Origin of the sequence: Nocardia beijingensis NBRC 16342 (genome assembly GCF_001612785.1) — a bacterium.
GTDB lineage: Bacteria > Actinomycetota > Actinomycetes > Mycobacteriales > Mycobacteriaceae > Nocardia > Nocardia beijingensis.
The window spans coordinates 40,707-53,794 of sequence record NZ_BDBC01000002.1 but is presented as its reverse complement, the minus strand read 5'-3'; the positions used below and the strand labels follow the sequence as shown (position 1 = coordinate 53,794).

Sequence of the window (13,088 nt, the reverse complement as noted above, 5' to 3'; positions counted from 1 at the left end):
ATCACCGCGCCGTGAACTTGATGCCGACGGCGGTGACCACCACGTTCACGACGAACAAGGCCATAAAAGCGAACACTACGGTCTGATTCACCGCATCACCGACACTCTTGGGTCCACCTTTGACATTCAGGCCCAGATAGCAGGCGACCAGTCCGGCGATCAGCCCGAACAATCCGGCTTTCACCTCCGAAATGATCAACTCGGGCAGATGGGTGAGCAGCGTGATGCCATTGACGAACGCGCCGGGGTTCACGTCCTGCAGAAACACCGAGAACAGAAATCCGCCGACGATGCCGATGGTGCACACCAGGCTGTTGAGCATCAGCGCGACGAACATCGAGGCGAGCACCCGCGGCACCACCAAGCGGTGCACCGGATTGATGCCGAGCACCCGCATCGCGTCGATTTCCTCGCGGATGGTGCGGGCGCCCAGGTCGGCGCAGATCGCGGTCGCGCCTGCGCCGGCGACGATGAGCACGGTGACGATCGGACCCACCTGGGTGACCGCGCCGAACGCCGCGCCCGCTCCGCTCAGGTCGGCCGCGCCGATCTCGCGCAACAGAATGTTCAGCGTGAAGCTCACCAGAACGGTGAAGGGAATGGCGACCAGCAATGTCGGCACGATCGATACCCGCGCGATGAACCACGACTGATCGATGAACTCGCGCCATTGAAAGGGTCTGCGCACGCTGGCACGTGCGACATCGGCGGTGAGTTCGAAGAATCCGCCGACGGCCCGCAACGGCACGGCAAGGACCTCGTTCATCGCGATCCTCCTTGCTCACCGGCGTACACAGCACACGGCGCGAATCTCACCGTGGCCGCACCGCCGGAACGATTAGAACATGTTCACCGTGTTGCCGGTAGCATTTTTCACACATCTGACGTGCATTATTTCGAAAGATCGGCATATAAATTTGGAACCGGTGTCAGCGAGTGATGATCCCACCTTTGTGAGGTGGGACATAACCCGTCCCTATGTCTACCAAGCACCGATCACATGATCAACAGTTGGACAGCTGATCAGTAGCGTGCCCGCGGCGAGCCGCCGCGGCTCACCCCAGCTCGGTCAGCGAAGACGCCGAGAAGGTCCGCCCATCGGGGCGATCGGCGAAGTAGCCGCCCAGCGTATCGGCCAGATCCCGCGGCGACCACTCCCCCTCGGCCGCGTCGAACCTGCGCTCGACGACGGGCGCCGCCATCAGCGCCACCATCCCCCCGTAGACGACGAACAGTTGGCCGTTGACCCCGTCGGCCGCGGGCGAGGCCAGGTAGGCCACCAGCCGGGCCACATGATCGGGCGACAGCGGGTCGGGCTCCCCCTCCGGGGCGGGACTGAACACCGCCTCGGTCATCGCCGTGCGCGCTCGCGGGGCGATCGCGTTGGCGCGCACGCCGTAGCGCGACAGCGCCCGCGCGGCCGAAAGGGTGAGCGCGGTGATGCCCGCCTTCGCCGCGCCGTAGTTGGCCTGCCCCTCCGGGCCCAGCAATCCGGCCTCCGACGAGGTGTTGACCAGCCTGCCGTACACCGGCGCGCCCGCCTGCTTCGACTTGCCGCGCCAGTAGGCGGCGGCGTTGCGCGAGAGCAGGAAATGGCCGCGCAGGTGCACCGCGAGCACCGCGTCGAAATCCTCGTCGGACATGTTGAACAGCATCCGGTCGCGGGTGATGCCCGCGTTGTTGACCACGATGTCGACCGAACCGAACGACTCCTCCGCGGTGCGGATCAGCGCGTCGGCGGTGGCGCGCTCGGCGATACTGCCCGCGACGAACTCCGCCTTGGCGCCGAGCGCCCGGATCGCGCCGAGCGTGTCCGCGACGGCGTCCGACTCCGCGAGGTCGTTGATCACCACGGACGCACCGGCCCCGGCCAGCGCGAGCGCCTCGGCCCGCCCAAGTCCGGCGCCGCCGCCGGTCACGATCGCTACACGGCCCGCCAGGCTCAGATCATTGCTCACGCGGCCGACTCTAGAACGTGTTCCAACTTACGGCAAGGCCCGTTCACTGCAGCCGTAGCGCCGCCTTGGGGCACTGCGCGACGGCATCCTGGACATCGGCGAGCCGATCGGAGGGCACGTCGGCCTCCGTGATGTGCAGTACGTCCTCGTCATCGAGTTCGAACACGTCGGGGGCGATTCCGACACAGATTCCATTAGCTTCGCACTGGTCTGGATCGACACTGATCTTCATGGCAACTCCTTTACCACCACTCTGGCCGAAGCCTAACAAGCCGATCCGCTCCACCGGGGCGTCATCGGGGGGATTCAGTATCAATACTGGAACATGTTTCAGTCCATATGCAATGATCGGGGGAACCCGATCCAACGAGCATGAGGTATTGCCATGCGCATTGCGTACACGCCGCAACAGGAGCAGCTGCGCGCGGAGCTGCGCGACTACTTCGCGCGGCTGATCACCCCTGAGCGCCGGGAGGCCCTGAGCGCGCAGACCGGCGAGTACGGGCAGGGCAACGTCTACCGCGAGGTGGTCCAGCAGATGGGCCACGACGGCTGGCTGGCGCTGGGCTGGCCCAAGGAGTACGGCGGCCAGGATCGCCCGACCATGGATCAGCTGATCTTCACCGACGAGGCCGCGATCGCGGGCGCGCCGGTGCCGTTCCTGACCATCAACTCGGTGGCGCCCACGATCATGCACTACGGCAGCGAGGAGCAGAAGAAGTTCTTCCTGCCCAAGATCGCGGCCGGTGAACTGCACTTCTCCATCGGCTACTCGGAACCGGGCGCGGGCACCGACCTGGCCAGCCTGCGCACCACGGCGGTGCGCGACGGCGACGACTACGTGATCAACGGCCAGAAGATGTGGACCAGCCTGATCGCCTACGCCGACTACGTCTGGCTGGCCGTGCGCACCGATCCCACGGCCAAGAAGCACAAAGGCATCAGCATGCTCATCGTGCCGACCACCGCCGAGGGCTTCTCCTGGACGCCCGTGCACACCATGGCGGGGCCGGACACCAGCGCCACCTACTACCAGGACGTCCGGGTGCCCGCGAGCGCGCTGGTCGGCCAGGAGAACGGCGGCTGGGCGCTGATCACCAACCAGCTCAACCACGAGCGCGTCGCGCTCACCTCGGCCGCACCGCTGGCGCTGGCGCTGCGCCAGACCGTCGAGTGGGCCGGCGACACCAAGGCGAGCGACGGTTCCCGCGTGATCGACCGGGAGTGGGTGCAGCTCAATCTCGCCAAGGTGCACGCCAAGGTCGAGTACCTCAAGCTGCTGAACTGGGAGATCGCCAGCCGTGCCGACGCGGGCGGCGACGCGGCACCGCGCCCGTGGGACGCTTCGGCCTGCAAGGTGTACGGCACCGAGCTGGCCACCGAGGCGTACCGGTTGCTCATGGAGGTGCTCGGTCCGCAGGCCTACCTGCGCCAGGACTCCCCCGGCGCGCAACTGCGCGGCCGTCTGGAGCGCATGCACCGCGCCGCGCTCATCCTGACCTTCGGCGGCGGCACCAACGAGGTGCAGCGCGACATCATCGCCATGACCGCCCTCAAGCAGCCTGCCGCGGCGCGCTGATCGAAACAGGGAGAACTTCCATGGATTTCACCCCCACCGAAGCCCAACTGGATCTCGGCCGGCTGACCGGCGAGGTGTGCGGCAAGCTGGTCACCGCCGACCGGCTGCGCGAACTCGACAAGGCCGACGAGCGATTCGATCAGCAGCTGTGGAGCTCGCTGGCCGAGACCGGCGTGCTCGCGGCCGCGCTGCCCGAGTCGGTCGGCGGCAGCGACCTCGGCTCGCTCGAGCAGACCGCGATCCTGCGCGAGCTGGGCAAGCACCTGGCGGCCGTGCCGTACCTGTGGTCGATCGTGCTCGGCGCCGGTGCGCTGGCTCGGTTCGGTTCCTCGGCGCACCAGGAGTTGGCCACGCGGGCAGGCGAGGGCAGCGTCATCCTGACGGTCGCGCTGGCCGAGGAGCGCAACTGGGAACCCGCCGCGCCGACCACCACCGCCGTCGAGACAGACGACGGCTGGCGGCTGACCGGGACAAAGACCACCGTGCCCTTCGCGAACCGGGCCGAGCGAATCCTCGTGCCCGCCACGGTCTCCGGAACCCCTGCGGTGTTCCTGGTCGATCCCGCCGTGGCGACCGTGACCGCGCAGCAGGTGGTCGACCGCAGTCCCGAGTTCGCGGTCGAGCTCACCGATACTCCGGCCGAACTGGTCGGCACGGTGGCCGGCGGCGCGGAGATCCTGGAGTGGGTTCTCACCCGCGCCTGGCTCGGCCTGAGCGCCGCGCAGCTCGGCACCCTGGAGCGGGCGCTCGAGCTGGTCGCCGAATACGCGAGGGAACGCGAGCAGTTCGGCAAGGCGGTCGGCAGCTTCCAGGCCGTGGCCCAGCGACTCGCCGACGCCTACATCGACGTGCAGGGTTTGCGTCTTGCGGTGACCCAGGCGGCCTGGCTGCTGTCGGAGGACCTGCCCGCCGCCGAAGCGGTGCACACCGCCAAGTTCTGGGCGGCCGACGCGGGCCACCGCGTCGCGCACACCGTCGTCCACGTGCACGGCGGCGTCGGCATCGACCGCGACCACATCGCGCACAACTACTTCACCGCCGCCAAACACAACGAGTTCGCCCTCGGCGCGAGCACCGACCACCTCCGCGCCCTCGGCGCGCTGCTGGCCGGCTGAGCCCGGCACGGTAGCCGATCCGGCCCGCACGACAGCACGTCGTGCGGGCCTTTTTGTCGCACCTCAGGCGAGTCGGCGGTTCAGCTCCGCGCTGACCCGCAATACGTGGTCGGCAGCGTCTTCGAACACTGCGCGGCGCTGGTCGAGCTCCTGCCTGCCGCAGCCATGGACGTGCGGCCACTCGGTCGCGGAGCAGCAGAATTCGTCGGCCATCGTTCGATACCGTACCGACCAGCTGATCTCAAGCAGTCGGAGTGGACGTCAGGTAGCGCTGAAGAGTGGGCGCCACCTCGGCGATGATCTGGTCGCGGGTCAGACCGACGACCGGGGGCAGGCGCAGGACGTAGCGGCACAGGGCGAGGCCGAGCATCTGCGTGACGATCAGACCTCCCCGGCGTGGGGCGTCGGCGGGATCGCCGAAACGCAGGACGGCGGGCAATATCTGCTGGGTGAAGATGGCGCGGACGCGTTCGGCGACGGCCTCGTCGGTGATCGACGAGCGCAGCAGCGTCAGCAGCACCTCCCCGTTCGGCTGCTCTTCCCAGATCTCGAAGAAGCGGCGCACCAGCTGCTCGCCCAGGGTGTCCGGGTCCGCGGAACCGAGGTCGGGCAGGTCGAGCCGGACGTCCACCGCCGCCGCGAAGAGGCCGTCTTTGCTACCGAAGTACCGCATGACCATGGATGGGTCGATGTCGGCGTCCGCGGCGATGGCGCGAATGGTCGCCTTGCGGAAACCTTCGGCGGCGAACCGCGCGCGGGCCGCATCCAGGATCGCCGCACGCGTCGCGTCCGAGCGGCGAACAGGCGCTTGATCAGACTCTACGGTCATGTCAACAAGTGTAGGCCAACAACTGTTGACTTCCTAGCCCCATCGGCCTACGGTTATGTCAACAAACGTTGGCCTACAAACGTTGACCTGAGGAGTTCCCATGAACACCACCCCGAGCCCGCTGCCCGCCACCACTTCCGTCGTGATCGTCGGCGCGGGCCCCGCCGGGCTCACCGCAGCCATCACGCTGGCTGACGCGGGGGTGGATTTCCTCCTGCTGGACCGGCTGAGCGAAGGCGCGAACACCTCGCGCGCCGCGGTCGTGCACGCCAGGACGCTGGAAGTGCTCGAGCAGCTCGGCATCGCGGACGAGCTGGTCGCGACGGGCGACATCGTCGCGCACTTCACCGTCCACGACGGCGGACGCACCCTGGCGACCATCGGGTTCGACGGGCTGCCGACGCGCTACCCCTACACCTTGATGACCCCGCAGGACACCACCGAGGCAGTGCTCCTGAAGCGGCTGCGCAAGGCGGGCGGGGAAGTGCGGCGGCCGTACCAGGTCACCCGGGTCGTCGAGGAGAACGACGGCGTGACGGTCGATTACACCGACGAGACGGGCGCCCCCGGCAGCATTCGCGCCGACTACGTCATCGGAACCGACGGCATGCACAGCATCGTGCGGGAACAGGCCGGCATCGGGTTCACCGGCGCGACGTACCCGGAATCATTCGTCCTCGCCGACGTGCGGATGGACTGGCCGATCGGGCGCGACGAAGTGGCCCTGCACCTTTCCCCCGAGGGCGTCATGGTGGTCGCGCCGCTCCCCGACGAAGAGCAGCCGAACCGCTTCCGCGTGGTCGCCACCTTGGAAACGGCGCCCGAGCACTCGACCGCGGAGGACATCCAGAAGCTTCTGGACGCCCGCGGCCCCGGCGGCACGGTGCGCGTGCGCGAAGTGCTGTGGAGCTCGCGCTTCCGGGTACATCACCGCGTGGCCGACCACTACCGCAGCGGTCGCATCCTGCTCGCGGGCGACGCCGCGCACGTGCACAGCCCGGCGGGCGGCCAGGGCATGAACACCGGAATCCAGGACGCCGCCGCGCTCGGCCCGCTGCTGGCCCGCGTGCTCGCAGGCGAGCCGGACACCCTGCTGGACGACTACGAAACCACCCGCCGCCCCGTCGCCCTCGGCGTCGTCTCGTTCACCGACCGCATGACCAAGATGGCAACCCTGCACGCCCGCCCCGCCCGCACCGTACGCAACCTCGTCCTCAGCACCGTGTCCCGCATCCCCGCCTTCCGCCACCGCCTCGCCTACCAACTGTCGGAACTCGCCAACCGCTGAACTACTTCAGAAGTCGCGTAGGCTAGGCACATGACCGCGAAGAGTTTTCCCTTCAGCGACCTGATTCGTAAACAGACGTCGGTGTTTCCCGCCCTGGACGACGCCGAGGTCATCCTGGAGCGCCGCGACGCGGAGAATCTCGTGCTGTCTCGCTCGGAGCGGTTCGAGGCCAAGGAGGCCGCGACGCGGCTGCTCGCCCGCACCCTCGCCATCATCGCCCGGTCGAATCGGTCTTTGGCGGAAGAGGTGTTCGCCGAAGAGCTGCCCTGGCTGAAATGGCTACCCGAGACCGGACGCACCGAAGCGGTGAGCGAACTGCTGGACCAGCTCATCGCCGGTGCGGACACCGGATTGTTCATTCCGTTCGCCCGCGATCTGGCCGCCTGGCGAAGCACCGCCGAGATCTACGCGCAACCAGAACTCGCCCGCCGACTGACCGGGCCGTTCGACCCGGCGGACTTCACCGAGGTCACACGGCCGGGAACGGCGGAATGAAGCTGCACCGAGGTGATGAGGTGCCGCGCCCCAATCCGTGGCGCGTTGTCGTGACCCTCGTAGCATGGCGAACCCTTCGCGGCAGCATCGACTGAAGTATGAGCTCAAATCGGTCAAACTCGGCGGCGCGGAATTGGAGCAATGGCAGTACGAGATCACCGGAGGCGGCCGGATCTGGTACGCGATCGATGACGCCAACCGCACCCTCTACCTCACACTCGCCGGTACGGGGCATCCACGGCAGACCGATCGGCGGCGCTGATGCCGTAATGGCCGGCCACCCTCGAGGCGCGGTGGCCGGCCGTGCGGTCGGACTGCTACTTCGCGCTCGCCACGGCATTGTCGTCGGCGGGGCGGGATTGCGTTTGTTCCTTGGCCCAGCGGTAGTCGGGCTTGCCCGCGGGGGAACGCTTGATCTCGTCGACGAACCACAAGCTGCGCGGGAGCTTGTAGGGCGCGATCTCCTGGGTGAGCATGGGGCGCAGTTCCTCGAGGGTGGGGCGGGACTCGCCGCGGCACTGCACGACCGCGACCACGCGCTGGCCCCAGCGCTCGTCATCGATGCCGACCACGAGCGCGTCGAAGATCTCCGGGTGGGTCTTGAGCGCGCCCTCGACCTCCTCGGGGTAGATCTTCTCGCCGCCGCTGTTGATGCTGACCGAGCCGCGGCCGAGCATGGTGACCGTGCCGTCCTCCTCGACGCGGGCGAAGTCGCCGGGGATGGCGTAGCGGACGCCGTTGAACTCCTTGAAGGTCGCCGCGGTCTTCGCCTCGTCCTTGTAGTAGCCGAGCGGGATGTGCCCGCGCCGGGCCAGGATGCCGACCGCGCCGGAGCCGGGCTGCACGGGATTGCCGTCCTCGTCGAGCACCTCGGTGGACGCGTCGATCTTCACGCGCGGCCCTCCGGTGTGCGTCGCGCCCTTGGCGACGATGGCGATGCCACCGAACCCGGTCTCCGAGGAGCCGATCGAATCGGAGATCATCCGGTTGGGCAGCAGCTCCAGGAACTGGTCCTTGAGCGCGGGCGAGAACAGCGCCGCACTGCTGGCCATCACGTACAGACTCGAAAGATCGTAGGGCTGACCGGTTTCCGGATTGCCCTCGATCAGCGCGTCGAGCATCGGGCGTGCCATGGCGTCACCGGTGATGAAGATCAGGTTGATCTTGTGCTTGTCGATGGCCCGCCACACGCCGTGCCCGGAGAATTCCGGGAGCATCACGGCCTTGCCGCCGCCGAACAGGCTGTGGAACGTGGCCCACTGCGCCCCGCCGTGGATCATCGGCGGGATCGGGAACCGCACCATCGGCGGGCTGCCCGCGCCGACCTTGGCCAGCTCCCATTCGTCCTGGACGTATTCACCGGTGATGAAGTTGATGCCCGCGCCGAGCACGCGCCAGACGTCCTCCTGGCGCCACATCACGCCCTTCGGCATGCCGGTGGTACCGCCGGTGTAGACCATGTACAGGTCGTCCGGGGAGCGTTCGCCGAAGTCGCGCTCGCCGGAGGACTGCGCGATCACCGCTTCGTATTCCACCGAATCGGCTGCGGTGGGAATGGTGCCGGTCGTATCGTCGTCGACGACGATGACGGTGCGCAGCAGCGGAGTCTTCGGCCGAACGGCGGCGACCCGGTCGCTGTAGCGCCGCTCGTGGATCAGCGCGACCATGTCCGAGTTGTCGAAAATGTATTGCAACTCGTTCTCGACGTAACGGAAGTTCACGTTGATCATCACGGCCCGCGCCTTGAAGACCGCGACCATGGCCTCGACGGCCTCGATCGTGTTGCGTGAGTAGATACCCACCTTGTCGCCCGGCTGGACTCCCTGTTCTTGCAGGTAGTGAGCGAGTTTGTTGGCCCGCTCCTCCAACTGGGCGTAGGTGACCTCGCGGCCGTCGTCGGCCAGCGCGACGCGGTCGGGCATCAGGTCGATGGCGTGTTCGACTAGGTCCGCTATGTTGTAGCTCACAGCCATAAAAATAGAACGTGTTACTGTTTCTGACAAGGCTCTGAAGTCAGGAGAATCAGCGATGCCGCACTGCCTCGTCGAGAAGCGAGACCACGTCCTCATCGTCACCATGAACCGGCCGGAGGCGCGCAACGCGCTGTCGGGCGAGATGATGGCGATCATGAAGGACGCCTGGAACCAGGTGGACGACGATCCGGATATCAGGGTCGCGATCCTGACCGGCGCGGGCGGCGCGTTCTGCGCGGGCGCCGATCTCAAGGGCATGACCTCCGAGCACCCCGGCGACACCATCGACGGCGGCGGGTGGAATCCGGCCAAGCTGGAGGCGCTGCTCAAAGGCCGCAGACTGACCAAGCCGCTGATCGCGGCGGTGGAGGGCCCCGCCATCGCGGGCGGCACCGAGATCCTACAGGGCACCGACATCCGGGTGGCCGGGGAGAGCGCGAAATTCGGTGTCTCCGAAGCGCGTTGGGGCCTGTTCCCGCTGGGCGGCTCGGCGGTGCGGCTGGTCCGCCAGATCCCCTACACCGTCGCCGCCGAGATCCTGCTCACCGGACGGCACCTCAGCGCCGCCGAGGCCAAGGAGATCGGCCTGATCGGGCACGTGGTGCCGGATGGAACGGCGCTGGACAAAGCGCTGGAGATCGCGGGACAGATCGCCGCCAACGGCCCGCTCGCCGTGCAGGCCATCCTGCGCACGATCCGGGAGACCGAGGCCATGCCGGAAGAGGACGCCTTCCAGATCGACGCCAAGCTCGGCATGTCAGTCTTCCGCTCGGCCGATGCCAAGGAAGGGCCGCGGGCGTTCGCGGAGAAGCGTAAGCCCTCTTTCAACGGAAACTGAGTTTCCACCCGAGCCCCGCGCCCCCGATGCGCACGCATCGGGGGCGACCCCCCGCCGGGCTCAGTTCGCGCCCGGGTAATCCATCCAGAACGGCTCCCACTGGTGCCCGTCCGGGTCGATGAAGGTGCGGCCGTGCATGCCCACCTGCGCCTCCTGCGCCCGCTTGTCCTCGTTCACCTCTTCGGTCGCGCCCGCGGCCAGCGCGGCCTCGGTCAGGCTGTCGACCTCCTCGGCGCTGCCGAGCGCGAGCGCGTACGCGGCGTTGATCGCCGCCTTCGTGTCCGCCACCGGGCGCTTGCTGAAGGTGGTGAAGAAATCCCTGGTGAGCAGCATCAGGCAGATGTTGTCGTCCACAACGATGCAGGCGGCGTTGTCGTCGGTGAACTCCTGGTTGACCTTCCAGCCCAGCGCCTCGTAGAACGCCATCGACCGGTGCAGATCCGCCACCGGGAGATTGACGAAGATCATCTTGCTGCTCATGGCCTCTTCCTTTCGAGCATGTCCGTTCGTGTCACTGGATAGGACGACCTACGGGCGCGGAACTAATCGTCGCCGCGCCCGTGACAGGTCCCACACGCCGAACGGGTTTAGTGATCTTGATCGGTGTCGCCCTCGAGTTCACGGGCCTGTTTTGTGTCGGTGACCTGTGGCAGGGTGACCCCCATGACCGACTCGCCAGCCTCCCCCGCCGGCCTCGCTCCCGATCTGCTCGCCGCGTTCGAGACCCATCGCAGGGAACTCTGCGCGTACGCCTACCGCATGCTCGGCTCCTCCTTCGAAGCGGAGGACGCGGTGCAGGAGACCCTCACCAGGGCGTGGAAGTCCTACGACTCGTTCGAGGGCCGCGCCAGCCTCCGCTCCTGGCTGTACAAGATCACCACGAACGTCTGCCTCGACATGCTCGACGGCCCGCAGCGCCGCGCCAGGCCGATGGATCTGTCCGGCCCGTCGCGGCCGGATTCGCCGTTGCCCGCGCCGCAGCCGGATTACGTGTGGATCGAGCCGATCCCGAACGCCCTCGCCTTCGGCGCCGACCCGGCCGAGCACGCCAGCGCCAAGGACACGCTGCGCCTGGCCTTCGTCGCCGCCTGCCAGCACCTGCCCGCCACCCAGCGCGCGATCCTGATCATGCGCGAGGTGCTGCGTTTCTCCGCCAACGAGACCGCCGAGGCGCTCACCATGTCGCCCGCGTCGGTCAACAGCGCGCTGCAACGGGCGCGCGCCACCATGTCCAAAGTTCAGCCCGCGGCCACCGACACCTACGACGAGACCGACGAGGACCAGCGCAAACTGGTCGACGGTTTCGTCAAGGCGTTCGAGGCCTACGACATGGACACCCTCACCTCGCTGCTGAAAGCGGATGTGGCGCTGTCCATGCCGCCGATCGAGCTGTGGATCTCCGGCCCGGAGAACGTGGCCGCGTTCATGCTCGGCCACGGAAGCGCCTGCCGCGATTCGCGACTGGTCCGGCTGGAAGGCGCCAACGGCCTGCCCGCCTTCGGCCACTACAAGCCGAGCGGCGAGCCGGGCGTATGGGTCCCGTGGTCGATCACGGTCCTGGAACTCGACGGCGACACAATCGCCGGACTGAACTTCTTCCTGGACACCGAGAAGCTGTTCCCGCTGTTCGGCCTCGCGCCGGAACTCCGCGAAAGCATCTGACTCGAACGCGCGAATGCGCCCTTCTCGGCATAAAAAGCTTCGGTCCCCCAACACTTGCCATTCTCCCGGTTACAAACCAGCGCCCGCCGCGAACAAACGGCCAGCGAACGACACAGTGAGGCTGTAGCGCACAACGCCGTGCACGGGCTGCGGCTGATGATGCCTGGCCTCGTCGCGCGGGAGCATCTGGTCTACCTCGCCGCCAAGGGTGCGGGAGCGCTCGCGCCCGGCAGCGGTCCCATACTCGACGCCATCCTCCGGGACGTCAACAACCAGCTCCCGGCCACATGGACATAACCACTCGCGCTGACGTGCCCCAATCAGGGACCATTTCTATGGGCTGCAAGCCCAAACCTATTAGCGCACAGGGGGAATCATGCACACTACAACACTCGCTGTCGCCGCCGCGTTTGCCGCACTCGCTGTCGGCGCCGCCCCGGCCCATGCCAGCGCGGAGAAACAAGACGGCCCAGTCAGCCTCACAGTGATCGGCGAGGGCTTGATTGTCGGCAAGACCGTCACCACCTACGCCAGCCCCGGAGGTGAAGGCCAAGTGCAGGCGTACTACATCGTGGTGAGCCCGGACGGTAAAGCCAAAAGAATCAACTCCGAAGTAACCCAGCCGGGGGCAAAAGGTTCCGGAGTTTACCGTGACAGCTACGGCCCAACTGGGGGGTTCCTGGATGGTACGCGGATCTGTGCTGGCTGGTGGGACCCCACCGGACGGGTCTCGATCTCCGGCTACCCGTGTGTGACAATCCATAAATGACCCTCCGCGATCAAGGTTGGGAGCCGGTCACGCCGGTTGGTTCCCGCGGTGAATTCACATGGCGCGTCTGGTGCGACGCACGACGGCCACCGGAAGCCGATCTCATGGGCTGGCCGGAGGATGCAGATTTCTTGGCGACCTTCGTGGAAGTCGCCGACGGCGAGGGCCGCCTGGATTCCGGCGGCATCGGCGGTGTTCGCGAGCCCGGCGAGCAACTGCGGTACTGCGTCGGCGGTCGTGACGGTTTCCCTGAAGTCGTTGCCGTCCGGGTGGCGCAGGATCGGCCGGGCATCCTGGTCGAGACGACGCGGCGGTCCATCGAAATCGCTGCCGCTGAGCTTGGTGAACCGCACTATGGAATGCGGTTTTTCGCGATGCCGCTCGATGACCGGGAGCGTCTCGTCGCCGTCGCCAGTGGCGACATCCGGCAGGAACATATCGCGCTGTCGGCCCGCTGACCCAACTCGCGAACCACGAAACCCCCGGGCCGAGAAGGGCCGGGGGTTTCGTTGTTGTAGACCCGATAACTCTGCTTGCGTGGGGGTCCCGAGCTGCGGCTACTGAGTTCGCACTGGTTGCCCG

17 protein-coding genes are annotated in these 13,088 nt (G+C 67.2%); 10 read left to right on the top strand and 7 right to left on the bottom strand.

The features are described from left to right. Position 1: 1 nt before the first annotated feature. From NB3_RS01000 to NB3_RS00990, 3 genes are all read right to left on the bottom strand, one after another. On the bottom strand, positions 2–766 hold the full coding sequence (locus tag NB3_RS01000; protein ID WP_067795040.1) for an MlaE family ABC transporter permease: 765 nt from the start codon (positions 764–766) through the stop codon (positions 2–4). Positions 767–1,055: 289 nt separating this feature from the next. Then, positions 1,056–1,958 carry a 3-oxoacyl-ACP reductase gene (locus NB3_RS00995; protein WP_067795038.1) on the bottom strand — a complete coding sequence of 301 codons (903 nt, stop codon included), beginning with the start codon at positions 1,956–1,958 and terminating at the stop codon, positions 1,056–1,058. A gap of 43 nt (positions 1,959–2,001) precedes the next feature. Continuing rightward, the gene (locus tag NB3_RS00990; protein ID WP_067795035.1) at positions 2,002–2,190 is read right to left on the bottom strand and encodes a ferredoxin; all 189 of its coding nucleotides are present in this window, start codon (positions 2,188–2,190) and stop codon (positions 2,002–2,004) included. 153 nt (positions 2,191–2,343) lie between these two features. Between NB3_RS00990 and NB3_RS00985 the strand changes: the two genes are divergently transcribed. Then, positions 2,344–3,537, top strand: a complete 1,194-nt coding sequence (locus tag NB3_RS00985) for an acyl-CoA dehydrogenase family protein (RefSeq protein WP_067795032.1) — start codon at positions 2,344–2,346, stop codon at positions 3,535–3,537. A 20-nt stretch (positions 3,538–3,557) separates the two neighbouring features. Beyond that, a complete protein-coding gene (locus NB3_RS00980; RefSeq protein WP_067795029.1) occupies positions 3,558–4,652 on the top strand; it encodes an acyl-CoA dehydrogenase family protein in 1,095 nt (364 codons plus the stop codon). Positions 4,653–4,715: 63 nt separating this feature from the next. Here NB3_RS00980 and NB3_RS34720 read toward each other — a convergent pair whose 3' ends face one another. Both NB3_RS34720 and NB3_RS00975 read right to left on the bottom strand, forming a co-directional pair. After that, positions 4,716–4,865, bottom strand: a complete 150-nt coding sequence (locus NB3_RS34720) for a hypothetical protein (protein ID WP_157111411.1) — start codon at positions 4,863–4,865, stop codon at positions 4,716–4,718. Between the two features lie 28 nt (positions 4,866–4,893). After that, complete coding sequence (locus NB3_RS00975; protein ID WP_067795026.1) at positions 4,894–5,481, bottom strand: TetR/AcrR family transcriptional regulator; 588 nt, start codon at positions 5,479–5,481, stop codon at positions 4,894–4,896. Between the two features lie 100 nt (positions 5,482–5,581). Between NB3_RS00975 and NB3_RS00970 the strand changes: the two genes are divergently transcribed. The 3 genes from NB3_RS00970 to NB3_RS00960 all read left to right on the top strand — a co-directional run bounded on the left by NB3_RS00970 (position 5,582) and on the right by NB3_RS00960 (position 7,526). After that, positions 5,582–6,769, top strand: coding sequence for an FAD-dependent monooxygenase (locus NB3_RS00970; protein WP_067795023.1), 1,188 nt, complete (start codon positions 5,582–5,584; stop codon positions 6,767–6,769). Positions 6,770–6,799: 30 nt separating this feature from the next. Next, positions 6,800–7,264, top strand: a complete 465-nt coding sequence (locus NB3_RS00965) for a hypothetical protein (protein WP_067795020.1) — start codon at positions 6,800–6,802, stop codon at positions 7,262–7,264. A gap of 64 nt (positions 7,265–7,328) precedes the next feature. Continuing rightward, a complete protein-coding gene (locus NB3_RS00960; RefSeq protein WP_067795016.1) occupies positions 7,329–7,526 on the top strand; it encodes a hypothetical protein in 198 nt (65 codons plus the stop codon). A 55-nt stretch (positions 7,527–7,581) separates the two neighbouring features. On the opposite strand, the gene NB3_RS00955 is transcribed toward NB3_RS00960, so the two are convergent. Beyond that, on the bottom strand, positions 7,582–9,231 hold the full coding sequence (locus tag NB3_RS00955; protein WP_067795177.1) for an acyl-CoA synthetase: 1,650 nt from the start codon (positions 9,229–9,231) through the stop codon (positions 7,582–7,584). Positions 9,232–9,292: 61 nt separating this feature from the next. On the opposite strand from NB3_RS00955, the gene NB3_RS00950 reads away from it, so the two are divergent. Further along, positions 9,293–10,075, top strand: coding sequence for a crotonase/enoyl-CoA hydratase family protein (locus NB3_RS00950; RefSeq protein ID WP_067795013.1), 783 nt, complete (start codon positions 9,293–9,295; stop codon positions 10,073–10,075). A gap of 60 nt (positions 10,076–10,135) precedes the next feature. Here NB3_RS00950 and NB3_RS00945 read toward each other — a convergent pair whose 3' ends face one another. Next, positions 10,136–10,555, bottom strand: a complete 420-nt coding sequence (locus tag NB3_RS00945; RefSeq protein WP_039794894.1) for a VOC family protein — start codon at positions 10,553–10,555, stop codon at positions 10,136–10,138. Positions 10,556–10,738: 183 nt separating this feature from the next. On the opposite strand from NB3_RS00945, the gene NB3_RS00940 reads away from it, so the two are divergent. From NB3_RS00940 to NB3_RS00935, 4 genes are all read left to right on the top strand, one after another. Next, positions 10,739–11,737, top strand: a complete 999-nt coding sequence (locus tag NB3_RS00940) for a sigma-70 family RNA polymerase sigma factor (protein ID WP_067795010.1) — start codon at positions 10,739–10,741, stop codon at positions 11,735–11,737. A 156-nt stretch (positions 11,738–11,893) separates the two neighbouring features. Next, entirely contained in the window at positions 11,894–12,034 is a 141-nt protein-coding gene (locus NB3_RS34715) for a hypothetical protein (RefSeq protein ID WP_218020514.1), read from the top strand. A 79-nt stretch (positions 12,035–12,113) separates the two neighbouring features. Then, positions 12,114–12,506, top strand: coding sequence for a hypothetical protein (locus NB3_RS34710; RefSeq protein ID WP_157111407.1), 393 nt, complete (start codon positions 12,114–12,116; stop codon positions 12,504–12,506). After that, positions 12,503–12,964, top strand: a complete 462-nt coding sequence (locus NB3_RS00935) for a hypothetical protein (RefSeq protein ID WP_067795007.1) — start codon at positions 12,503–12,505, stop codon at positions 12,962–12,964. Before NB3_RS34710 ends, NB3_RS00935 begins: the two co-directional genes overlap by 4 nt. Positions 12,965–13,088 lie beyond the last annotated feature (124 nt).

Bases quoted from the DNA above. Each gene is read 5' to 3' on its own strand.
- NB3_RS00985 (WP_067795032.1), top strand. From the start codon at position 2,344: ATGCGCATTGCGTACACGCCGCAACAGGAGCAGCTGCGCGCGGAGCTG.
- NB3_RS34715 (WP_218020514.1), top strand. From the start codon at position 11,894: ATGATGCCTGGCCTCGTCGCGCGGGAGCATCTGGTCTACCTCGCCGCC.
- NB3_RS00945 (WP_039794894.1), bottom strand. From the start codon at position 10,555: ATGAGCAGCAAGATGATCTTCGTCAATCTCCCGGTGGCGGATCTGCAC.
- NB3_RS00975 (WP_067795026.1), bottom strand. From the start codon at position 5,481: ATGACCGTAGAGTCTGATCAAGCGCCTGTTCGCCGCTCGGACGCGACG.
- NB3_RS00970 (WP_067795023.1), top strand. From the start codon at position 5,582: ATGAACACCACCCCGAGCCCGCTGCCCGCCACCACTTCCGTCGTGATC.
- NB3_RS34720 (WP_157111411.1), bottom strand. From the start codon at position 4,865: ATGGCCGACGAATTCTGCTGCTCCGCGACCGAGTGGCCGCACGTCCAT.
- NB3_RS00990 (WP_067795035.1), bottom strand. From the start codon at position 2,190: ATGAAGATCAGTGTCGATCCAGACCAGTGCGAAGCTAATGGAATCTGT.
- NB3_RS00950 (WP_067795013.1), top strand. From the start codon at position 9,293: ATGCCGCACTGCCTCGTCGAGAAGCGAGACCACGTCCTCATCGTCACC.
- NB3_RS01000 (WP_067795040.1), bottom strand. From the start codon at position 766: ATGAACGAGGTCCTTGCCGTGCCGTTGCGGGCCGTCGGCGGATTCTTC.
- NB3_RS00960 (WP_067795016.1), top strand. From the start codon at position 7,329: ATGGCGAACCCTTCGCGGCAGCATCGACTGAAGTATGAGCTCAAATCG.
- NB3_RS34710 (WP_157111407.1), top strand. From the start codon at position 12,114: ATGCACACTACAACACTCGCTGTCGCCGCCGCGTTTGCCGCACTCGCT.
- NB3_RS00965 (WP_067795020.1), top strand. From the start codon at position 6,800: ATGACCGCGAAGAGTTTTCCCTTCAGCGACCTGATTCGTAAACAGACG.
- NB3_RS00935 (WP_067795007.1), top strand. From the start codon at position 12,503: ATGACCCTCCGCGATCAAGGTTGGGAGCCGGTCACGCCGGTTGGTTCC.
- NB3_RS00980 (WP_067795029.1), top strand. From the start codon at position 3,558: ATGGATTTCACCCCCACCGAAGCCCAACTGGATCTCGGCCGGCTGACC.
- NB3_RS00940 (WP_067795010.1), top strand. From the start codon at position 10,739: ATGACCGACTCGCCAGCCTCCCCCGCCGGCCTCGCTCCCGATCTGCTC.